Source organism: Kribbella sp. DT2 (assembly GCF_049844575.1).
In the GTDB taxonomy this organism is placed as follows: Bacteria; Actinomycetota; Actinomycetes; order Propionibacteriales; family Kribbellaceae; genus Kribbella.
On the sequence record NZ_JBNCLH010000007.1, the window covers coordinates 70032 to 91478 of the forward strand.

The window sequence follows — 21447 nt, forward strand, 5'->3', positions numbered from 1 at the left end:
CGCGGTGAGCTACCACGACGGCGTCCTGCTGGTGGTGGCCGCGGTGCTCGTGGTCCTGGCCGGCGTGTTCGCCGGCGCGGAGGCGGCCATCTCGGCGTACTCGAAGGTGCGCGCCAACGAGCAGGTCGAGCTGGGCAACACGCGGGCGATCCGGCTGAGCGAGCTGCTGAACGACGCGCCGCGCTACCTGAACACCCTGCTCCTGGTCCGGCTGTCCTGCGAGATCACCGCGATCGTGCTGGTCACCCAGGCGCTGTCGAACATCTTCACGATCACCTGGGAGCACATCCTGATCACCGCGGTGGTGATGGTGGTGGTCTCGTACGTGATCATCGGCGTCGCCCCGCGCACGCTCGGCCGGCAGCACTCGGACCGGTTCGCGATGATCTCGGCCGGCCCGATCATGGCGCTGACCACGGTGCTCGGCCCGATCCCGAAGCTGCTGATCCTGATCGGTAACGCGCTCACCCCCGGCAAGGGGTTCGCGGCCGGCCCGTTCGCGACCGAGTCCGAGCTGCGGGCGCTGGTCGACCTGGCCGAGAAGTCCGCGGTGATCGAGTCCAACGAGCGCCAGATGATCCACTCGGTCTTCGAGCTCGGCGACACGATCGTGCGCGAGGTGATGGTGCCGCGCACCGACATGGTCTACATCGAGCGGCACAAGAAGCTGCGCCAGCTCACCTCGCTGGCGCTGCGCTCGGGGTACTCGCGGATCCCGGTGGTCGGTGACTCCCTCGACGACATCCTCGGCGTGGTCTACCTCAAGGACGTGATGCGCCGCGTCTACGACAACGCCCAGGCGGAGTCGACCGAGCGGGTCGAGTCGGTGATGCGGCCGTGCATGTACGTGCCGGACAGCAAGCCGGTCGACCAGCTGCTGCGCGAGATGCAGGCGGCCCGGATGCACGTCGCGATGGTCGTCGACGAGTACGGCGGCACCGCCGGCCTGGTCACCATCGAGGACATCCTGGAGGAGATCGTCGGCGAGATCACCGACGAGTACGACGAGGCGCCGGAGGCGGTGCAGGCGCTGTCCGACGGTGCCTTCCGGCTGTCCAGCCGGTACCCGATCGACGAGCTCGGCGAGCTGTTCGGCGTACCGCTGGACGACGACGACGTCGACACCGTCGGCGGCCTGATGGCCAAGTTGCTCGGCAAGGTGCCGATCCCGGGCGCCCAGGTCGAGATCGAGGGCCTGTCCCTCACCGCGGAACGGCCGTCCGGCCGCCGCAACCAGATCGGTACCGTGCTGGTCCGGCGGACCGACGAGGTCGCCGAGCAGCCGCAGGACAGCAGTCACCAGACTGCCTGACATCACATGGAGCACCGCGTTGCCTGACCTCTCCGACGAGGACGCCAAACTGGTCACCCTGGCCCGTGCCGCCCGCGCGCGTACCCGCGCGGCCGAAGGCGCCGCCGTGCGCGACTCGGACGGCCGGACGTACGCTGCGTGTACCGTCCAGCTCGACACCGTGCTGCTGTCCGCGCTGCAGCTCGCGGTCGCGATGGCGGTCTCGTCCGGCGTGAAGGGGATCGAGGCGGCCGCGGTCGTCACCGACGCCGGCCCCGAGGCCGTGGACGTCGAGGTGGTCCGGTACTTCGGTGGCGCAGCGCTGCCGGTAGTCGTTGCTGATGGCAACGGAGAGGTTCGAGATGTCGTCAACACCTGAGGAGTTCCGCTCCGGTTTCGCCTGTTTCGTCGGGCGGCCGAACGCGGGCAAGTCGACGCTGACCAACGCTTTGGTCGGCCAGAAGATCGTGATCACCTCGTCGAAGCCGCAGACCACGCGGCACGCCGTCCGGGGCATCGTGCACCGCGACGACGCGCAGCTGATCCTGGTCGACACCCCCGGCCTGCACAAGCCGCGGACGCTGCTCGGTGAGCGGCTGAACGACGTGGTGAAGACGACCTGGGCCGAGGTCGACGTGATCGCGGTCTGCCTGCCGGCCAGCGACCGGATCGGGCCGGGCGACCGGTTCCTGGTCGGGGAGGCCGCGAAGGTCGCCAGGACGCCGAAGGTCGCGCTGGCCACCAAGGCCGACCTGGTCGGCCCGGACCGGATGGCCGAGCACCTGGACGAGATCGCCAAGCTGGGCGCGGCGCACGGGATCGAGTGGGCGTCGGTCGTGCCGGTCTCGGCGGTCGACGGTTTCCAGGTCGACGTCGTCGCCGACGAGCTGGTCAAGCTGCTGCCGGTCGGCATGCCGCTGTACCCCGACGGCGACGTGACCGACGAGCCGGAGGAGATCCTGGTCGGTGAGCTGATCCGGGAGGCCGCGCTGGAGGGCGTCCGGGACGAGCTGCCGCACTCGATCGCGGTCACGATCGACGAGATGATGCTGCGCGAGGGCCGTCCCGAGGACAAGCCGCTGCTCGACATCTACGCGAACCTGTACCTCGAGCGCGACAGCCAGAAGGGCATCGTGATCGGCCACAAGGGCGCCCGCCTCCGCGACGTCGGAGCCAACGCCCGCCGCCAGATCGAGGCCCTGCTCGGGACGCCGGTCTACCTCGACCTGCACGTCAAGATCGCCAAGAACTGGCAGACCGACGCCAAGCACCTGAAGAAGCTCGGGTTCTGATGAACGTCCTGCTCAACCCCGCGTACGCCGCACTCACCGGCCCGCACTCGTCCTTTGCGGAGGTACGTGGGAACGCTCGGGTCTACCCGTCGGACGTGGCGCCGTTCCTGGGGCTGCCGGACGACCCGAGCGATCAGGACTGGGCCGACGCGGCCGCGCTGATCGGGCCCGGTCGCGTGGTCGCGGTCAAGCACCCGGCGCTCGAGGTGCCCGACCTGTTCAAGGTGGATCTGTCGATCGACCTGGTGCAGTTCGTCGCGCCCGCCGGGCTGGGCGTCGAGGACGCCGAGCTGGTAGAGCTCGGCGCCGACGACGTACCGGAGATGCTGAGCCTGGTCGCACTGACCGACCCCGGCCCCTTCCGGGCCAGGACCGTCGAGCTCGGCACGTACCTCGGGCTGCGTCAGGCCGGCGAGCTGATCGCGATGGCCGGTGAGCGCTACCGCGTCCCGGGCTACACCGAGATCAGCGCCGTCTGCACCCACCCCGACCACCGCGGCCGAGGTCTCGCCACGCGCCTGATCCGCGCCGTCGCTGCCGGCATCGAGGCCCGCGGCGACCGGCCCTTCCTGCACACCGGCACGGCCAACCTCGGCGCCGTCCGTGTCTACGAGCACCTCGGCTTCACCCTCAGCAACCACACGAAGGTCACGATCGTCCAGGTCGTCTGACCACCAGCGCTTCGCTCAGCGGCTTCCGCTCCAGCACCGGCACCTCGCAGTCGTCCGCGGGGTAGCCGATCGGGAACAGGATGTACGGCCGCTCGGTCCGCGGCCGGTCGAGCAGCGTGGTCAGGAAGTTCATCGGGTTCGGCGTGTGCGTCAGCGTCGCCAGCCCCATCCGGTGCAGCGCCGCGAGGAACAGTCCGCACGCGATCCCGACGCTCTCCGACACGTAGTAGTTCTTCCGCGGTCCGTCCGCCGTCGGCGTGTGCTTCTGCGCGAACACGACCACCAGCCAGGGCGCCGTGTCCAGGAAGTCCTTGTGCTCGTCGGTCTCCAGCCGATCCAGCGCCGCGTGCCAGTCGGGCAGTTCGCGATCGCGGTAGAACCGCCGCTCTTCCTCCTCGGCAGCCATCCGCACCGCCCGCTTCAACTCCGGGTCATCAGTCGCGACGAACGTCCACGGCTGATGATGGGCACCGCTCGGCGCCGTGTTCGCAGCCCGTACGGCGAGCTCGATCGCCTGCAGGGGAACGGGATCGGCCGAGAACCACCGCACCGACCGCCGCCGGTCCAGCTCCTGGTAGAACTCCTCGCCCCGCCGCAGTCCCTCGTCGATCGGCAGCCGCGGTACGGCGTACGGAACGAACGGGTGGCGGTGCTCACGCGAGGACATGCCAAAACCGTGGCACGTCCCCATCCATGAGTCGAGCTCGGAGAACTCAACCGACCCATATGCTCGGCTCATGAGTCTGCCGAACGTCTCACCCCGCCAGCTCGAGTACCTGGTGGCGGTCGCGGAGACCGGCGGCATCACCACCGCGGCCGCGCAGTGCCACGTTTCGCAGTCCGCGGTGTCGCTCGCGATCGGCGAACTGGAACGCGCGCTCGACGTCCGCCTGGTGCTGCGCGGATCGCGACGCGGCACCCGGCTGACGGCGGCCGGTCAGCAGGCCGTCGTCGACGGACGGAAGGTCCTGGCGGCGTTGACCGAGTTGGGCAGCGCGGCCCGCAGCCTCGGCCAGGAGATCGAGGGCCGGCTGGTCGTCGGCTGCTACGCGCCGATCGCGCCGTTCCACCTCCCGGCGGCGATCGCCGGGTTCCGCGACGCGCAGCCGGGCGTGACGATCGAGTTCGTCGAAGGCACGCTGCCCGACGTGCAGCGCAGCCTGCTCGACGGCCGGAGCGAGCTCGCGTTCCTGTACGAGCAGAACCTGGAGCCGGGGATCGAGACCGAGGTCCTGCACGACCGTCCGCCGTCGGTGCTGCTGCCGGCCGGTCATCGCCTCGGCCGGAGGCGGAAGATCGCGCTCGCCGACCTGGCCGACGAGCCGTACGTGCTGCTCGACGTACCGCCGAGCGAGCACTACTTCGGGCGCGTCTTCGCAGCGGCCGGGCTGGAGATGAAGCCCGCACACCGCGCGGGCAGTTTCGAGCTCACCCGCGCATTGGTTGCCCGCGGCATCGGTTACTCACTGGCCGTGCAGACACCACTGACCGACCTCAGCTACGAGGGCCTTCCGCTGCTCACCAAACCGCTGGCCGACACCGTGCCCACGACGCCGGTCGTGCTGGGCTGGGCGGCGGGCTCCCGGATGACCCGCCGAGCGGGGGCCTTCCGGGAGCACTGCCGGCAACTCTTCAGTTAAAGCGACTTCTGGTAGGCGATCGACCGCGCGACGATCTGGTACCCGAGCTGTTCGTTGATGCCGATCATGTGCGCGTTGGACTCGGCGTTCCAGGTGTCCAACTGGGTCAGCGCCGGCTCGACGTCGCGCATCCACAGCAGCATGCCGGTCTTCACCAGCGCGCCGAGCCGGTGCCCGCGATGGTCGCGCGAGACGGCGGTGTCGGCCTGCTCGGCGATGTGCGGGCGCTCGCGCTCCACGGTGATCGTCGAGTGCCCGGCCAGCTCGCCGGTCGCCCGCTCGCGGGCGATCACCCGGTACAGCGTCCGGTCGTGCGCCAGCTGCGCGTCCTCGTAGGCCCGCAACCGTTCCGGGCTGAACTCGTCGTCCTCGATGTCCAGGTCGTCCTTCGGGGCGTCGTTGATCGACGCCGTGACCGCGACCATCCCGTCGAGCATGTCGTCGGGAAGCTGCCCGGTCACCCGCACCAGCTCGTACGCCGACGCCGCGCGCACCGCGTCGTCGTACAGGCGCTGGACGAGGTCCCAGTCCAGGACGGTCAGGTCCTGGCGCCGGTTCACCTCGATCGCTTTCTGCTCGAAGCCCTGCCGGCGCGCGAACACGTCCGCCTTCGGCAGGTCCCACGCGCTCAGCCCGGCCGACGTGCGGCCGAGCTCCTCGGCCAGGCCCTCGCCGTACGCGATCAGTTCGCCGCCGAGCCCGCGGCCGCGCCGGTCCGGGTGCACCTCGACCTCGAACCAGGCCAGGTTCGTGTTGTCGTACGTCGGCAGCTCGACGCTCAGCACCCCGGTCAGCGTGCCGTCGTCGTCGCGCGCCAGGTACGCCTGGCCGGGGTCGCCGTCCCAGCCGTGCCTCAGCTGCGCCGCGTACCCGCGCGGCGTCGGCAGCAACGCGCCCGGGCAGTCGAGCTTGTGCGTGGCCTGGAACAGCGCCACGGCGTCCGCGCACCCGACCTCGTCGTCGGGGGAGAGCCTCGTGATGTCCACCAGGTCAGGGTGGCCCGGACGCGCGGGCACCGCGAGTGATTTATCGGCGGTGAGTTTCTTGCGGGCTCACTCATTCTTGACTCGTTCCAGAATGCGCGAGAGACTGCGCACGATGGCCGACGACCGTGACTTCCAGCACCTGCTGCGCGACTCCGCGCTGCGGGTCACCAAGCCACGGCTCGCGGTCCTGACCGCCGTGCACACCCACCCGCACGCCGACACCGACGCGATCATCCGGGCCACCCGCGAGGAGCTCCCGGACGTGTCGCACCAGGCCGTGTACGACGTACTGCGCGCGCTCACCGACGCGGGTCTGCTCCGGCGGATCCAGCCGGCCGCATCGGTCGCGCGCTACGAAGCCCGGGTCGGCGACAACCACCACCACGTGGTCTGCCGGTCCTGCGGCGCCATCGAAGACGTGGACTGCGCCACCGGCGCGGCTCCGTGCCTGCACCCGTCCGACCACCACGGCTTCTCCGTCGACGAAGCCGAGGTCGTGTACTGGGGACTGTGCCCGGACTGCTCCGCGGCCAGTTCAGAACCAGCCACCACATCGAGAGGTTGAGCATGACCGAGACGCCTGAGCTGCCCCACCACGGCAGTGAGAGCGAGAACCCTGCCATCGACGCCCCGACGCCCGCGGTGCCCAACCCGCGGACGAACCGGGACTGGTGGCCGAACCAGCTGGACCTCTCGGTCCTGCGCCGGCACGCGCCGCAGGCCAGCCCGCTGGACGCCGGCTTCGACTACGCCGAGGAGTTCAAGACCCTCGACGTGGACGCGCTGAAGCGCGACATCGTCGACGTGATGCGGACCTCGCAGGACTGGTGGCCGTCGGACTTCGGCCACTACGGCCCGTTGTTCATCCGGATGAGCTGGCACAGCGCCGGCACCTACCGGATCGAGGACGGCCGCGGCGGCGCCGGCGACGGCTCGCAGCGGTTCGCCCCGCTGAACAGCTGGCCCGACAACGCCAACCTGGACAAGGCCCGCCGGCTGCTCTGGCCGGTCAAGCAGAAGTACGGCCGGAAGATCTCCTGGGCGGACCTGCTGGTCCTGGCCGGCAACGTCGCGCTGGAGGACATGGGCTTCGAGACCTTCGGGTTCGGCTTCGGCCGGGAAGACCTGTGGGAGCCGGAGGAGATCTTCTGGGGCCCGGAGGACACCTGGCTGGGCGACCAGCGCTACAGCGGCGAGCGCGAGCTGCAGAGCAAGCTCGGCGCGGTCCAGATGGGTCTGATCTACGTCAACCCCGAAGGCCCGAACGGCCGGCCCGACCCGGTCGCCGCGGCGCACGACATCCGCGAGACCTTCGCCCGGATGGCGATGAACGACGAGGAGACGATCGCGCTGATCGCCGGCGGTCACTCGTTCGGCAAGACGCACGGTGCCGGCCCGGCCGACCACGTCGGCCCGGAGCCCGAGGGCGCGCCGCTGGAGCAGCAGGGCCTGGGCTGGAAGAGCGGGTACGGCTCCGGCAAGGGCGCCGACACGATCACCAGCGGTCTCGAGGTGACCTGGACCAGCACGCCGACGCGCTGGGGCCACGACTTCTTCAAGAACCTGTACGAGTACGAGTGGGAGCTCACCAAGAGCCCGGCCGGCGCCCACCAGTGGGTCGCCAAGGACGCCGGCGAGACGGTGCCGGACGCGCACGACGCGGCCAAGAAGCACCGGCCGACGATGCTCACCACCGACCTCGCGTTGCGCTTCGACCCGGCGTACGACAAGATCTCGCGCCGGTTCCTGGAGCACCCGGAGGAGTTCCAGCTGGCCTTCGCCAAGGCCTGGTACAAGCTGCTGCACCGTGACATGGGCCCGCTGCCGCGCTACCTCGGCCCGTGGGTCGCGGAGCCGCAGCTGTGGCAGGACCCGGTCCCGGCCGTCGACGGCGAGCTCGTCGACGACGCCGACGTCGCGGCGCTGAAGGACAAGCTGCTCAACTCGGGCCTGTCCGTCGGCCAGCTCGTCCGTACGGCGTGGGCCTCGGCGGCCTCGTTCCGCGGCACCGACAAGCGCGGCGGCGCGAACGGCGCCCGGATCCGGCTCGAGCCGCAGCGCAATTGGGAGATCAACGAGCCGGCCGAGCTGGCGAAGGTGCTCGAGACGCTCGAGGGCATCCAGCAGGAGTTCAACGGTGCCGGTGGTCGGCAGATCTCGCTGGCCGATCTGATCGTGCTCGGTGGCTCCGCGGCCGTCGAGAAGGCGGCGAAGAACGCCGGGCAGGACGTCACCGTGCCGTTCCACCCGGGCCGGACCGATGCCTCGCAGGAGGACACCGACGTCCACTCGTTCGCGGTGCTCGAGCCGCGCGCCGACGGCTTCCGCAACTACCTGCAGGCCGGGGAGAAGCTGACGCCGGAGCTGCTGCTGCTCGACCGGGCGTACATGCTGACCCTGACCGCGCCGGAGCTGACCGTCCTGGTCGGCGGCCTGCGCGCGCTGGGCAACAACGTCGGCGGTACGGCGCACGGCGTGCTGACCGACAAGGTCGACACGCTCAGCACCGACTTCTTCGTCAACCTGCTCGCCGCGGGCACGGAGTGGAAGGCGTCGGCCGCGGAGGAGAACGTCTTCGAGATCCGCGACCTCGGCGCGGACGACGTCAAGTGGACCGCGACGCCGGTCGACCTGGTCTTCGGCGCGAACTCGCAGCTGCGGGCGCTCGCCGAGGTGTACGCCGCCGGTGACGCGCAGGACAAGTTCGTCAAGGACTTCGTCGCCGCGTGGGTCAAGGTCATGGAGCTCGACCGCTTCGACCTGAACTGAGCTGGTGCTTTACCGGGCCGGTCCACCGTTGGGTGGGCCGGCCCGGTGCCGTTACGGCTTCGGCATCCCGTACGCGTGGTCGACCGTCATCGTGAACAGCAGCCGCCCCTCGGCGACCATCGCGCGCCGGTAGTCGTCCCAGTCCGGGTGCTCGCCGGAGGCCGTCCGGTAGTACTCGACCAGCGCCTCGACGGCAGCGTCGTCCGGGTGCTGCGCGACGGCGGTGAGCTCGGCCTTGCCTTCCAGTACGACGTGCGACCGGCCGTTCGGCCCGTCGACGTACAGGCTGGCCCGCGGGTCGCGCCGCAGGTTCTTCGTCTTCGCCCGCCCGTCGGTCAGCGAGACCCGGATCCGGTTGAGCTCCGCGTCGTACACGTAGGTCACGTTCGACAGCTGCGGCCGCCCGTCCCGCTTGAGCGTCACCAGCGCGCCGAGCCCGTGGGTACCGAGCCGCGCGGCGAGAGATTCAGTCATGTCGCCAGCCTATGAGCTCAACCCAACGTGAAGTCCAGCGTCCGCGCGAGCCATCTCACAGGGATGCTCCCAGCAGTACGCCGCCGACGACGGCGGCGAGTCCGATGGTGGTCAGGGGGGTGATGCGTTCGCGCAGGACGATGAGTCCGAGCAGGGTGCCGACGACGACGTTGAGGGTGCGCCCGATCGCGACGGTCCCGATCGACGTCAGGCTCATCGCGACGAGCGCGAGTCCGTAGCTCGCAGGGGTGAGGACAGCGACCGGTACGGCGGACCGCCAGTGCTGCAAGACCTTGCGTGGCCGGACGACCGCGGTAAGCAGGATGACCTGGGCAAGGTTGCTGACCGCGAGGTAGGACAGCAGGTCGACGTCGAGCACGGTGATCGCGATGCCGTCCCACAAGGTGTAGGCACAGCTGCACGCGGCGACTCCGAGGCCGAGCCCGACGCCGCGGCCGAGTCCACGCCGGCCTGGAGTGCGGTCCATCACCAGGATTCCGCAGGCGACCAGGGCCGCGCCGATCCACGTCACGACCGGCGGCAGTCCGGTCCACGGAATCGCGGCGAGCGTCACCAGCACCGGCGTCGTCCCGCGGCTGACCGGGTAGACGACCGCGAACCCGCCGGCGCCGTACGCCCTCTGCAGTGTCACCGCGTACGCCGTGTGCAGGGCCATGCTCCCCAGCGCCGCCCACCACGCAGGCCCGAGTCCGCGCCACGCGATCAGCACGAGCGACGCCGGCGCCATCACGGCCGCGCACAGCCAGACGAATCCTGGGCCCTGCAGCGGCGACTTCTTCAGCAGCAGGTTCCAGGTCGCGTGGCAGCAGGCGGCGACGGTGAGCAGGGCGAGAGCGATCATGTAGACAGTGTCTACACGATCGCGATAGACACTGTCTACTCACCGGCCGGCCCGCCGGTGATCACGCTGCGTGTCTCGCCGATCGAGACCCCCGGTTCGACGGCCGGGCGGGGCTGTGCATAAACTCCCAGGCATCATGCGGCACCAGATTCTCCTCCTTCGCTGCCGCGGCGAGGCCTGACCAGGCCGGTTCCCTCGCCGCGGAGTTCTGTCGTGCGCCGGTCGTCTGCGACCCGTAGTACAGCCTTCTCGAGGAGAACCCCCGTGGCACCGAAGAACCAGCCTCAGCCCGTCCAGCAGCCGTCCGGGATGCCGGTAGCGCGCTACCGCGCCTTCCCGCCGATCGCCCTGCCGGACCGCACCTGGCCCGCCCAGTCCGTCGACCGGACCCCGCGCTGGCTGTCCACCGACCTGCGCGACGGCAACCAGGCCCTGGTCGAGCCGATGTCCCCGGCCCGCAAGCGCCGGATGTTCGACCTGCTGGTGAAGATGGGCTACAAGGAGATCGAGGTCGGTTTCCCCAGCGCCAGCCAGTACGACTTCGACTTCGTCCGCTCGCTGATCGAGGGCGACGCGATCCCCGACGACGTGACGATCTCGGTGCTGACCCAGGCCCGCGAGGAGCTGATCGAGCGGACCGTGCAGTCGCTGCAGGGCTCGCCGAAGGCCACCATCCACCTGTACAACGCGACCGCGCCGCTGTTTCGCCGGGTCGTGTTCAACGTCGAGAAGGCCGAGTGCCTGAACATCGCGGTCCGCGGCACCGAGACCGTGATGAAGTACGCCGACGAGATGCTGGGCGACTGCGAGTTCGGCTACCAGTACAGCCCGGAGATCTTCACCGGCACCGAGATGGAGTTCGCGCTCGAGGTCTGCGAGGCGGTCAGCGACGTCTGGCAGCCGGCCGCGGGCCGCGAGATCATCCTGAACCTGCCGGCCACCGTCGAGATGTCGACGCCGAACGTGTACGCCGACCAGATCGAGTGGTTCGGCCGGAACCTCACCCGGCGGGAGCACAGCACGATCAGCCTGCACCCGCACAACGACCGCGGGACGGCGGTCGCCGCCACCGAGCTGGCCCTGATGGCCGGCGCCGACCGCGTCGAGGGCTGCCTGTTCGGCCACGGCGAGCGGACCGGCAACGTCGACCTGGTCACGCTGGGGATGAACCTGTTCAGCCAGGGCATCGACCCGCAGATCGACTTCTCCGACATCGACGACATCCGCCGTACGGTCGAGTACTGCACGCAGATGCGCGTGCCCGAGCGTCAGCCGTACGCCGGTGACCTGGTCTACACCGCCTTCTCGGGCTCGCACCAGGACGCGATCAAGAAGGGCCTGGAGGCGCTCGACAAGCAGGCCGCCGCCGAGGGGGTCCCGGTCTCGGAGATCACCTGGGAGGCGCCGTACCTGCCGATCGACCCGAAGGACGTCGGTCGCTCGTACGAGGCCGTGATCCGGGTCAACTCGCAGTCCGGCAAGGGCGGCGTCGCGTACATCATGAAGTCCGAGCACCGTCTCGACCTGCCGCGCCGGCTGCAGATCGAGTTCAGCCGGGTGATCCAGCAGCACACCGACGCCGAGGGCGGCGAGGTCGGCCCGCAGGTGATGTGGGACATCTTCGCGGCCGAGTACCTGGCGCCGGGCAAGCTGTCGCTGCTGACCGTCACGTCGAACTCCGGTGGTCAGGGCAACGAAACCGTTGCCGTGCAGGTCTACTCCAACGGCGTACCGCACGAGCTGACCGGTGAGGGCAACGGCCCGGTCTCGGCGTTCGTCGACGCGATCAAGCCGCTGAAGTACGACGTCCGCGTGCTGGACTACCACGAGCACGCTCTCTCAGCCGGCGGCGACGCCCTGGCCGCCGCGTACGTCGAGTGCGAGGTCGGCGACGAGGTCTTCTGGGGCGTGGGTCGCGACGCCAACATCCTGACGGCGTCACTGAAGGCCGTCGTCTCGGCCATCAACCGCGCCACCCGGTAAACCCCTTCTCATTTCATCTTCTTTCACCCGCCCCCGCGCCGCAGGCGCGGGGGCGGGTGGGAAATAGCTGGTGTGTTGGTGTCCGACCTGCTTGGCTCGGCGGATGATCTCCGTGCGCGAGGTGGACCCGTCCGACGACGCGACCTTCAGAAGCTGGTACGACGCCTTCCACGCGGCGGCCGTCGACAGCAGGCCGGCAGCGTTCGTCGCCAACTGGGACGCCCTGTCTTCCTCGCTCCGGAACCCGGGCCCGGCCAAGCGCCGCATCCCGGTCGGCGCGTTCGACGGGGACCGCCTGATCGGCGCGATGCTGTTCGAGTACCCGCTGATCGGTGACCCCGACACGGTCGACGTCGAGATCGACGTCCCGCCGGCCGAACGCCGCCGCGGCGCCGGCACGCTCTTGTGGCGCTGGGCGACAGCGCGCGCGGCGGAGCTCGGCCGCACCATCTTCCAGGCCGAGCTCGGCGTACCGAAGACCGGCCGGCCGTGGCCCGCCAGCGTGTTCGCGGCGGGACTCGGGTTCACGATCGGCAACGTCGAGGACCACTTCGTCGTACCGCTCCCGTACGACGCCGACCGCCTCGCCCGCCTGCGATCGGACGCGGGCGAGCTGACCGGCTACCGCCTGACCTCCTGGGTGGGCCCCTGCCCGGAGGAGCACCTGCAGGCGTACGCCGACCTGAGGACCGCGATGGACGTCGACGTCCCGTCGGGCGAGATGACCCGCAACCCCGAGCCGTGGACCGTCGAGCGACTGCGGCCGAACGAGGAGCGGATGGCGAAGAACTATGTCACGCTCGTCACCATGGTCCACACCGACGCCGGCGCACCCGCCGGCTACACGCTCATCTACCTGATGCCCGGCGACCCGGACAACGCGCTCCAGGACGACACGCTCGTCCTGCGCGACCACCGCGGCCACAACCTCGGCACCCACCTCAAGCTCGCCAACCTGGACCAGCTCGCGAAGCACCGCACCAGCCAGAGCCTCCTGCACACCTGGACCGCCCAGTCGAACGCCCCGATGCAGAAGGTCAACGCCCGCTTCGGTTTCGAGTTCGCCGAGGAGCTCCACGAGCTCGAGCGAACCACCCCGAACCTGCGGCCGGCCGCGCGCGCCGTCGTACTGGATCGCGACGACCGGATCCTCCTGCTGCGGTTCGCTTTCGGCGACCGGCCGGACGTCTGGGCAGCACCGGGCGGCGGCGTCGAGGCGGGGGAGTCGTTGCCGCAGGCACTCACCCGCGAGCTGGTCGAGGAGATCGGCCTGACCCCGCCGGCCGATCCGCCGCACCTGTGGCACCAGGAGGTCGTTGCCGAGGGCCACGCCGCTGGGTACGACGGCGTCATCAACGACTACTTCCTGGTCCGGGTCGACAGCCACACGCCCGGCGGCACGATGTCGGCCGACGAGCTGCTCGCCGAGAACGTGCACGGCCACCGCTGGTGGCCCCTCCAGGAGCTCGAGTCGTACGACGGGCCGGACGTCTTCTCCCCGCGCGCCCTGCCGGTCTACCTCGCCGACCTGCTCGCGAGCGGGCCGCCGTCGTCGCCGCACCTGATCGGTCTGTGAGAGCGATGTGTGAAGGCTGCCGGCGCGCTCGCCGTACTGCTGTGGTTTCTCAACCACCTACAGGCGGCGCTGCCAGCTGAGGTGACCCTCGTCCATGGTCGCGTGGCCGTCGGCGCCGGCGGCCACGCTCGGGTCGTGGGTGGCGACGATGACCGCGGCGCCACGCTCGGCCTCCCGCCGGAGCAGGTCGAGCACGCGTTCGCGGTTCGTGCTGTCGAGCTCGCTGGTCGACTCGTCGGCCAGTACGACGCGACCCTGCTGGGCCAGCCCGCGCGCGACCGCGACCCGTTGCTGCTCACCACCGGACAGCTCCTCGACGAGGTGGTTGCCGCTCTCCTCCAACCCCACCGCCGCGAGCGCCTTGTCGATCACCCGGTCCACATCTTGCTTGCCCTGGGCAAGCAGTGTCAGCGAAAGGAGGGGCAGCGCCAGGTTCTCCCGTGCGGTGAGGACGCGCGCCAACCCGTTGCCCTGAGGGATCAGTACGACGCCCTGCTTCGACGCGCCCGGCCGGTCGACCACCGGTACGCCGTCCAGCTCGACGGTGCCGGCCTTCGGCGCGACCGCTCCGGCCAGTGCCCACAGCAACGAGCTCTTGCCCGCGCCGGACGGCCCGCTGACCGCCAGGACGAACCCGGGCGGGACCCGGAACGAGACGTCCGCGACGGCCACCAGTTCGCCGTACGCGACGGTGAGGCCGGTGGCGGTGATGCCTTGCTCGCTGTTCATCAGGAGCCTTCCTGCTCGACCGGGCTGAGCCGGACCTCGCCGTTCTCAGTGGTGACCCGGAGCAGAGTCCCCGGCGGAAGCAGGTCGGCCACATGCGGTGGCAACGGCAACGATCCGTCGGTGGCGACGACCGCGAACTCCTCGCCGGAACGGCCCTCGGACGCGATCCGCCCGTCGCGGATGGTGATCGTCCGGGGGAGTGCGGCGGCGACCTCGGGGTCGTGCGTGATCAGCAGCACCGTCATCCCGGTGGTCCGGTTGATCGTGGAGATCGCCGCGAGCACCTCGTCGCGTGCCTGGTGGTCGAGCTGGCTGGTCGGTTCGTCGGCCAGCAGCAGCCCGGGGAAGGTGGCGATTCCGACCGCCACAGCGCAGAGCTGGATCTGGCCGGGCGTGAGCGAACCGAGCGGCGCCTTCGCCTGCTGGGCCAGGCCGACCAGCTCCAGCACCTCCTCCGGCGACGGCAGGTCCCGGTCGCGCGGTGCCGCGCCCTGCGCGTACCGGATGTTGTCGACGGGCGTCAGGTACGGGATCAGGTTCCGCCCCGCGCCCTGGAGCACGATGCCGACGTCGGCCGCACGCATCCGGTCCAGCTCGGCCTCGGTCATCGTGGCGACGTTGTGGTCGCCGATGTGCAGCCGGCCGGCGCTCGGCGTCAGCAGTCCGCCGCACAGCTGCAGCAGCGTCGACTTGCCGGCGCCGGACGGTCCGAGCAGGCCGACCAGCTCGCCCGGCCGGACGGAGATCCCGATGCCGGACAAGGCGGCGACGTCGTGGCCCTGGCTGCGGTAGATGTGCACCAGTCCGCTGGTGCTGATCGCGAGCCCGCTCATGACAGCTCCTCCTTGATCCGGCTGTAGCCGGCCCGCCGGTTCACACCTGAGCCGAGCAGCAGCGTGGTCAGGGTCAGTACGACGGTCCCGATCAGCCAGAGCGCGCCCGCCACGGCCCAGTTGGTGCCCAGGTCGAGCGGGATCGGCGACGGCTCACCGGTCTCGGCGAACAGCGGGATCAGCGGCAGCGCCACCTTCGCACCGACCACCCCGCAGATCGAGCCGAGCAGCACGGCCAGTGCGACCGGACCGGTCTGCTCCCAGCGAGCCGCACGTCCGGTCGTCGACGCCGGTACGCCGGTGATCTTGAGGCTCGCGTAGTCCTGCGCCCGAGACCGCCAGGAGGTGACCACCATCAGCAACAGCACGATGATCGCCAGCGACCAGCCCGCCACTCCGATGATCGGCGTCAGCTGCAACGCGAGCGCACTGGCAGAACGTCCGTACGCCGCCGCGCGGTCGGCGCTGCGGTCGAGCAGCTGCGCCTCGAACCCGGCGTTCTTCAGCGCTGCGATCAGCTGATCGGCCTGCGTCACGCCTTCGTCGTTCAGCCAGACCTCGAACGACATCGAGTTCAGCGACACCGATCCGCCGAGGCGGCGCATCGTCTCCAGGTCGACCACCGCGGCCCGCAGGGGGTACCGGTTGATCGGTGCCATCAGCCGGTCGACCGGGCTGATCCGGGCCGCGATCCCGTCCAGGCCGGGAACGGTCAGGTTGTCGCTCAGCGGGTAGCCGCGGGTCACCAGCGCCGGGACGAGCGGCGGGGCCGAGCTGTGCTGGAGCACGGTCTCCAGAGCGATGCTCTTGACGTGCAGGGTGAGCCCGCCAGGAGGACCGTTCCTCGCGCCGATCTCCCCGGTGTTCTCGCTGAGCTGCGGGATCTCCTGCCAGTCGGACGCCGTACCGAGCGGCAGGGCCGGCTGCTCGGCGGTGCCGAGCTTGCTGATCGTGATGTCGCCCTCGACGCCGGACTGGTCGTTGAGGCCGCGGGCGACGCCGAGCCGCAGCAGCCGGCAGCCGCCGCTGCAGGAGATGTCGGTGGACAGCTCCACCGTGCGCCCCGGGACCAGTGGCAGCGGCGGGAAGGTGGCGACGTACCGGCCGCCGTCGCGAAGGCTGACCATCGTGGCCTGCAGGATCACCGACTTCGCGGGCTGCTGCTCCGGCGGTGCGGTGCCGTCGACCGTCTCCGGAACGATCGGCTTCATCGGACCGGTACTGGCCGTCACGCGCAGCTCGTTGCCGCGTAGCTCGACCGGGGCCGGCTCGCGCGGTGCGGCGATCTGGGCGAAGCCGTCCGCGTCGGTGAGCTCGTCGCCGCGGAAGGCGACCCGGCGGAAGCTGTCCGGCTCGATCATGATCGTGCGGAGGGAGTCGGGAGCGGTCGTCGTACCGATGACGACGGGGGAGAGCCACTGCCGGTCGCGGTCGAGGCTGTCGAGGACCTTGGTGAAGTCGCCGAGGCTGCCCGCGCTGACGTCGACGATGCCCGGTGCGCCGGCCTCGTAGCCGGCGCGGGTCTCCCGGTTGTCGTCGGCGACGGAGGAGGCTTGGCCGGCGAACGACACCAGTGCGGTCGCCACGGCGACGACCGCGACGATGCGGGTCACCGCTGGTCGGCGGGACACCTGCAGTGCGCCGAGAGCGAGGCCGAGCCGCCCGGCGCGCAGGGCCTGCCTGCTGATCAGTGCGGCGGCCGGGAGCAGCAGGTGGGCGAAGGTCAGCCCCACTGCCAGCGCGAGGAGAGTCGGAGTGAGCACCGGCAGAGGACCGCGGCCGCCGCCGGTCAGCGCACCGACCAGACCGGCTGTCGCCAGTACGACGATGGCGACGTCGGTGAGCGCAACGGCCTTGCCCCGGCGACGTGGCACCACACGACGTAGCAGCGTGGAGATCGGCTGGCGAGCGATCGACCGTACGGTCCACAGGACGACGGCCAGTCCGATCACCAGAGCCAGGCCCAGCGCGGCCGGGACCGTCCAGTGGAACTCGAGCGGCGAGCCGCCGTTCAGCCAGGTCGCTCTGACCGCCAGCAGCAGTCCGAAGCCGGACACCAACCCCAGCAGCATCCCGATCCCGACCGGTACGCCGAGCTCCAGCGCGAGTCCCCGCCCGGCCCGCCGCGCGCTGGAGCCGCGCAGCCTCGCCACGGCGAGCTCAGGCCTGCGCTGGTCGACCACTGCCGCCAGGGCCAGCGCCAGGACCACGATGCCGAACAGGGCCACCTGGACCATCACCAGCGGGATGATCGTCGCCGCTTGCTTGCGCTCGGCATCGATCGAGTCGATCAGGCCGACCAGTCCGGAGATGTTGGACGCGTTGTACTCGATCTCCCCGGCCGTCGCCTCCACGCCGATCGTGGCGGCCTTGAGCCGGTCGAGATCCTGCAGCCGGGTCAGCCCGGGCAGCGGCCGGGTGTCGACGGTGTTGCGGTGTCCCCACGCGTTCTGGTCGAAGGTGACGCTGGGCGTCAGCAGGTAGTCCAGCTTGCCGGGGTCGTCACCGGTCTGCGGGTACGAGCGCCCGGTCGGTGGACGACCGAACCAGTAGATGTCCTTCGCGTCCAGCGGCCGGTACAGGCCGACGACGGTCAGCTTGCCGCTGCCGACGTACTGGCTCGGGATGACGTCGAGGCGCTGGCCGATCTTGAGGTCGTGGTTCTCGACGTCCGCGACCGACGCCACGACCTCGTTGGGTGCGGTCGCGCAGCGGCCGGCGGTCAGCGTCAGCCGCTCGCAGAACCCGTCACGCCACAGGATCCGCGCCCCCGGTTTCGGCGCGGTGATCTCCGGACCGGTGATCCAGCTGACGTCGACGTGCGAGCCGTACACGGGAGCGCTGAACAGCGGCCGGACGTCCTCCGGTACGAGGTCCTTCAGCTTCTCCGGCGCCGTCGGCTTGCTGACGACGCGACTCGTCGGCGGCGCGAGCGCCTCCAGCTGCCAGGCGGCGACCAGCGGTCGGTTGGTCAGCATCTCGGTCGTCACGGTCTGCTCGACCGAGCGCGAGAACCAGGGCGCGAACGACGCGCAGGTGCCGATCAGCAGACTGACCCCGGCCAGCACCACGGCCTGGGACCACCGGTACCGCAACGCCCGTCCCAGAAACATCTTTCGGTACCCCCCAGCAGCGCGTGAATCCCTTCCGTGAACTTACGGACTGGCCGGTGTCACGTCAGGAAGCCGGCGGTGACCGATGCGGTTTCGTTGCGCACCTTGTCGCGAGGGCGCAACAGTTGCTACCGAGCGGTACCTTCCGGTCACCGTGGGTCGATGCGACGGCGGGTTCGCCGCGTCAGGGATGCTTGTCCCATGACGGATCCGAAGGTCACGCTGGAGCTGGACAGGCCGCAGGGTGGATCACTCGACGCACTGATGACGCTGCCCGCCGGCGAGGTCCGCGCGTACGCCGTACTGGCGCACCGCTCGCCCGCCTCCGTGGACGTGATCGCCGATGTCCTGACCCGGTCCGGGATCGCTGTGCTCGCCTTCGAGATCGGCGCCGCCGGGGCAGTCGCGGACGTCGTTCTGGCGGCGTACCACCTGCGGGCCAACTTCGAGCCCCCGGAAATCCTGATCGGCCACTCCCTCGGCGGCGTCGCCGTCCTGTCGGCCTCGCACCTGGTCCCCGAGATCCGCGCCGTCGTGACGATCAACGCGCCGGCCGGGGAGATCCCGCCGCCGCGCACCGCGCTGCTGGTGATGCACGCCCCGAACGACCAGCAGATCGGGATCCAGAACGCCGGCCACCTGTTCGTCGCGGCCCGGCACCCGAAGTCGTTCATCGCGCTCGACGGCGCCGACCACTCGCTGTCCACCGCGGCCGACGCTCTCTACGCCGCGTCGATGATCGGCGCCTGGGTCTCGCGGTACCTGACCACCCCCGAGCGGCCGGCGGTCGCCGCCGGGCCGGCGACGGAGCAGATGCCAGCGGTCGCCTCCGGGGCGTCGACGGAGCACCCGCCGGCGCGGCTCGAGGACGCCGGCCGCGCCAAGCACCACGTCCTCGTCCGCGAGAACGGAGCGCCGTACGCCCAAACCATCGTCGCCGGCCGCCACCACCTGACCGCCGACGAACCGACCCCGCTGGGCCGGGACACCGGCCCCACGCCGTACGACCTGCTCTTGGCCTCGCTCGGCTCGTGCACGTCGATGACGATCCGCATGTACGCCGAACGCAAGCAGATCCCGCTCCGCGACGTCTCCGTCGAGCTCCGCCATGCCCGCATCCACGCCAAGGACTGCGAGAACTGCGAAACCACCAACGGCATGCTCGACCGCATCGACCTGCGCATCAAGCTCGACGGTGACCTCACCGACACCCAACGCGAAAATCTCCTCGCCATCGCCGGCAAGTGCCCGGTCCACCGAACCCTCCAGTCAGAAATCCAGATCCGCACCGCAATGGCGGACTGACGCACGCTCGGTGCCGGCGCGCTGCCAGGCCGACGCACGGTGGCGTCGACGCCGCACCCGCTTCGTCGGCGCGTGCTGCGGGCGGAGCACCCCGCGGCCACACTCCTCCTGCGGGCAGCCTCGCCACCGCTCTCCTCCCGGCTCTTTCCGGCCGCCGCGACCTCAGCCCACGACAACCTCCCCGGCCGACGTCGGCGGTGACGCTGACCGGCACAGCGCGCTCGTCGGCGCGTGCTGCGGGTGGAGCACCCCGCGGCCGTACTCCTTCTCCGGGCAGCCTCGCCACCGCTTTCCTTCGGGCACCCTCGCCACCGCTTTCCTTCGGGCACCCTCGGCGCCGCTTTCTTTCGGGCAGCCTCGGCGCCGCTTTCTTTCGGGCAGCCTCGGCACCGCTTTCCTTCGGGCACCCTCGCCACCGCTCCTTCCGGCTGCCCACTCCACTCCTCTTTCCGGCCGCCGCGACCTCAGCCCACGACAACCTCCCCGGCCGCATGACCACACACGTCAACCCACCCCTCGTACCAACTGATCGTGTGCCCCTCGGGGACCGACGTACGGGACCGGGGTAAGTTCGGAGCATGCGTGAATCCCAGCTCGGAGATCTGACCGTTTCGGCCCTCGGGCTCGGCTGCATGGGGATGTCGCAGTCGTACGGCGCCCCCGACGACGCCGAGTCGATCGCGACGGTGCACGCCGCGATCGATGCCGGGTGCACCTTTCTCGACACCGCCGACGTGTACGGCGACGGCGCCAACGAGGAGCTCGTCGGCCGGGCGCTGGCCGGGCGCCGCGACCAGGTGGTGCTGGCGACCAAGTTCGGCTTCAGTCGCGCGCAGGCCGCCGACCAGGTCCCGAACGTCGTCAACGGCACCCCGGCGTACGCGCGGGAGGCCATCGACGCCTCGCTGCGCCGCCTCGGCGTCGACCACGTCGACCTGTGGTACCTGCACCGCCGCGACCCCAACGTCCCGATCGAGGAGACCGTCGGCGCGATGGCCGAGGCCGTGCAGGCCGGCAAGGTCCGCTACCTCGGCCTCTCGGAGGTCAACGGCGAGACCGTCCGCGCCGCGCACGCCGTCCACCCGATCAGCGCGGTCCAGAGCGAGTGGTCCCTGTGGACCCGCGACCCCGAGACCGTCGTCCTGCCGACGCTGCGCGAGCTCGGCATCGGGTTCGTCCCGTTCAGCCCGCTCGGCCGCGGCTTCCTCACCGGCCAGATCCAGTCGCCCGCCGACTTCGGCCCCGACGACATGCGCGCCGCGATGCCGCGCTTCACCGGCGACAACTTCCAGAAGAACCTCGACCTCGTCGACCAGGTCAAGTCCCTCGCCGCCGCCCGCAACGTCACCGCAGGCCAGCTCGCCCTCGCCTGGCTGCTTGCCCAGGGCAACGACATCGCCCCGATCCCCGGCACCAAGCGCCGCAAGTACCTCACCGAGAACCTCGCAGCGGCCGACCTCACCCTCACCCCCGAGGAACTGACCACCCTCAACAACGCCTTCCCACCGGACGCCGCCGCCGGCACCCGCTACAACGAATCCGCCCTGAAAATGGTCGGCAAGTGACCCCGTACGGCGAGGAGAGCACCCCCGGCGCGTCCATCTCCGGCGCGTCCGCCCCCGCCAGTCCCACCCCTGGTGCGTCCACCTCCGGTGTGTCCGCCCCCGGCGCATCCAGCTCCGGTGCGCCCGCCTCCGGTGCGTTTACCCCCGCCGGTCTCACCTCTGGTGCGTCCATCTCCGCCACGTCCGCCCCCGCCGGTCTCACCCCTGGTGCGTCCATCTCCGCCACGTCCGCCCCCGCCGGTCTCACCCCTGGTGCGTCCACCTCGGGTGCGTCCACCTCGGGTGCGTCCACCTCCGGTGCGTCCGCCCCCGGCGCATCCAGCTCCGGTGCGCCCGCCTCCGGCGCGTCTGCCCCCGC

General features: G+C 70.6%; 18 protein-coding genes. 11 read left to right on the forward strand and 7 right to left on the reverse strand.

Going from position 1 to position 21447, the window contains the following annotated elements; translation table 11 throughout:
- The first annotated feature begins 4 nt into the window (after window positions 1-4).
- From ACLQ2O_RS27890 to ACLQ2O_RS27905, 4 genes are read left to right on the forward strand one after another with little or no spacing between them, the layout of a single operon-like run.
- The gene (locus tag ACLQ2O_RS27890; RefSeq protein ID WP_425836701.1) at window positions 5-1312 is read left to right on the forward strand and encodes a hemolysin family protein; all 1308 of its coding nucleotides are present in this window, start codon (window positions 5-7) and stop codon (window positions 1310-1312) included.
- A gap of 19 nt (window positions 1313-1331) precedes the next feature.
- Window positions 1332-1670, forward strand: coding sequence for a cytidine deaminase (locus ACLQ2O_RS27895; protein ID WP_425836704.1), 339 nt, complete (start codon window positions 1332-1334; stop codon window positions 1668-1670).
- A complete protein-coding gene (gene era, locus ACLQ2O_RS27900; protein WP_425836707.1) occupies window positions 1654-2583 on the forward strand; it encodes a GTPase Era in 930 nt (309 codons plus the stop codon). The genes ACLQ2O_RS27895 and era overlap by 17 nt, the downstream gene beginning before the upstream one ends.
- Entirely contained in the window at window positions 2583-3254 is a 672-nt protein-coding gene (locus ACLQ2O_RS27905) for a GNAT family N-acetyltransferase (RefSeq protein ID WP_425836710.1), read from the forward strand. Before era ends, ACLQ2O_RS27905 begins: the two co-directional genes overlap by 1 nt.
- Here ACLQ2O_RS27905 and ACLQ2O_RS27910 read toward each other — a convergent pair.
- Window positions 3232-3921 carry a nitroreductase family protein gene (locus ACLQ2O_RS27910; protein ID WP_425836713.1) on the reverse strand — a complete coding sequence of 230 codons (690 nt, stop codon included), beginning with the start codon at window positions 3919-3921 and terminating at the stop codon, window positions 3232-3234. The two genes, ACLQ2O_RS27905 and ACLQ2O_RS27910, sit on opposite strands and share 23 nt — an antisense overlap.
- 70 nt (window positions 3922-3991) lie before the next feature.
- On the opposite strand from ACLQ2O_RS27910, the gene ACLQ2O_RS27915 reads away from it, so the two are divergent.
- Window positions 3992-4894 (forward strand): LysR family transcriptional regulator, encoded by a 903-nt coding sequence (locus tag ACLQ2O_RS27915; RefSeq protein WP_425836716.1) that lies wholly within the window; start codon window positions 3992-3994, stop codon window positions 4892-4894.
- Here the strand turns inward: ACLQ2O_RS27915 and ACLQ2O_RS27920 are convergent.
- Complete coding sequence (locus ACLQ2O_RS27920; protein WP_425836719.1) at window positions 4891-5880, reverse strand: GNAT family N-acetyltransferase; 990 nt, start codon at window positions 5878-5880, stop codon at window positions 4891-4893. The genes ACLQ2O_RS27915 and ACLQ2O_RS27920 overlap by 4 nt on opposite strands.
- A gap of 112 nt (window positions 5881-5992) precedes the next feature.
- Between ACLQ2O_RS27920 and ACLQ2O_RS27925 the strand changes: the two genes are divergently transcribed.
- On the forward strand, window positions 5993-6445 hold the full coding sequence (locus ACLQ2O_RS27925; RefSeq protein ID WP_425836722.1) for a Fur family transcriptional regulator: 453 nt from the start codon (window positions 5993-5995) through the stop codon (window positions 6443-6445).
- Window positions 6446-6447: 2 nt separating this feature from the next.
- Entirely contained in the window at window positions 6448-8649 is a 2202-nt protein-coding gene (gene katG / locus ACLQ2O_RS27930; protein ID WP_425836725.1) for a catalase/peroxidase HPI, read from the forward strand.
- A gap of 51 nt (window positions 8650-8700) precedes the next feature.
- Here the strand turns inward: katG and ACLQ2O_RS27935 are convergent, their stop codons facing one another.
- Both ACLQ2O_RS27935 and ACLQ2O_RS27940 read right to left on the reverse strand, forming a co-directional pair.
- A complete protein-coding gene (locus tag ACLQ2O_RS27935; RefSeq protein ID WP_425836727.1) occupies window positions 8701-9123 on the reverse strand; it encodes a PPOX class F420-dependent oxidoreductase in 423 nt (140 codons plus the stop codon).
- A 55-nt stretch (window positions 9124-9178) separates the two neighbouring features.
- Window positions 9179-9985, reverse strand: coding sequence for a hypothetical protein (locus ACLQ2O_RS27940; protein ID WP_425836730.1), 807 nt, complete (start codon window positions 9983-9985; stop codon window positions 9179-9181).
- A gap of 309 nt (window positions 9986-10294) precedes the next feature.
- On the opposite strand from ACLQ2O_RS27940, the gene leuA reads away from it, so the two are divergent.
- Together leuA and ACLQ2O_RS27950 are read left to right on the forward strand one after the other, a co-directional pair.
- Window positions 10295-11968: a 2-isopropylmalate synthase gene (gene leuA, locus ACLQ2O_RS27945; RefSeq protein ID WP_425837810.1), complete on the forward strand. Its 1674-nt coding sequence runs from the start codon at window positions 10295-10297 to the stop codon at window positions 11966-11968.
- Window positions 11969-12071: 103 nt separating this feature from the next.
- Window positions 12072-13544, forward strand: a complete 1473-nt coding sequence (locus ACLQ2O_RS27950) for a GNAT family N-acetyltransferase (RefSeq protein ID WP_425836733.1) — start codon at window positions 12072-12074, stop codon at window positions 13542-13544.
- A 57-nt stretch (window positions 13545-13601) separates the two neighbouring features.
- On the opposite strand, the gene ACLQ2O_RS27955 is transcribed toward ACLQ2O_RS27950, so the two are convergent.
- From ACLQ2O_RS27955 to ACLQ2O_RS27965, 3 genes are read right to left on the reverse strand one after another with little or no spacing between them, the layout of a single operon-like run.
- Window positions 13602-14273 carry an ATP-binding cassette domain-containing protein gene (locus tag ACLQ2O_RS27955; protein ID WP_425836736.1) on the reverse strand — a complete coding sequence of 224 codons (672 nt, stop codon included), beginning with the start codon at window positions 14271-14273 and terminating at the stop codon, window positions 13602-13604.
- The gene (locus tag ACLQ2O_RS27960; protein WP_425836739.1) at window positions 14273-15106 is read right to left on the reverse strand and encodes an ABC transporter ATP-binding protein; all 834 of its coding nucleotides are present in this window, start codon (window positions 15104-15106) and stop codon (window positions 14273-14275) included. Before ACLQ2O_RS27960 ends, ACLQ2O_RS27955 begins: the two co-directional genes overlap by 1 nt.
- Window positions 15103-18219, reverse strand: a complete 3117-nt coding sequence (locus ACLQ2O_RS27965; protein ID WP_425836742.1) for an FtsX-like permease family protein — start codon at window positions 18217-18219, stop codon at window positions 15103-15105. Before ACLQ2O_RS27965 ends, ACLQ2O_RS27960 begins: the two co-directional genes overlap by 4 nt.
- 201 nt (window positions 18220-18420) lie before the next feature.
- On the opposite strand from ACLQ2O_RS27965, the gene ACLQ2O_RS27970 reads away from it, so the two are divergent.
- Both ACLQ2O_RS27970 and ACLQ2O_RS27975 read left to right on the forward strand, forming a co-directional pair.
- Window positions 18421-19524, forward strand: coding sequence for an OsmC family protein (locus ACLQ2O_RS27970; RefSeq protein ID WP_425836745.1), 1104 nt, complete (start codon window positions 18421-18423; stop codon window positions 19522-19524).
- A gap of 578 nt (window positions 19525-20102) precedes the next feature.
- On the forward strand, window positions 20103-21089 hold the full coding sequence (locus ACLQ2O_RS27975) for an aldo/keto reductase (protein ID WP_425836748.1): 987 nt from the start codon (window positions 20103-20105) through the stop codon (window positions 21087-21089).
- Window positions 21090-21447 lie beyond the last annotated feature (358 nt).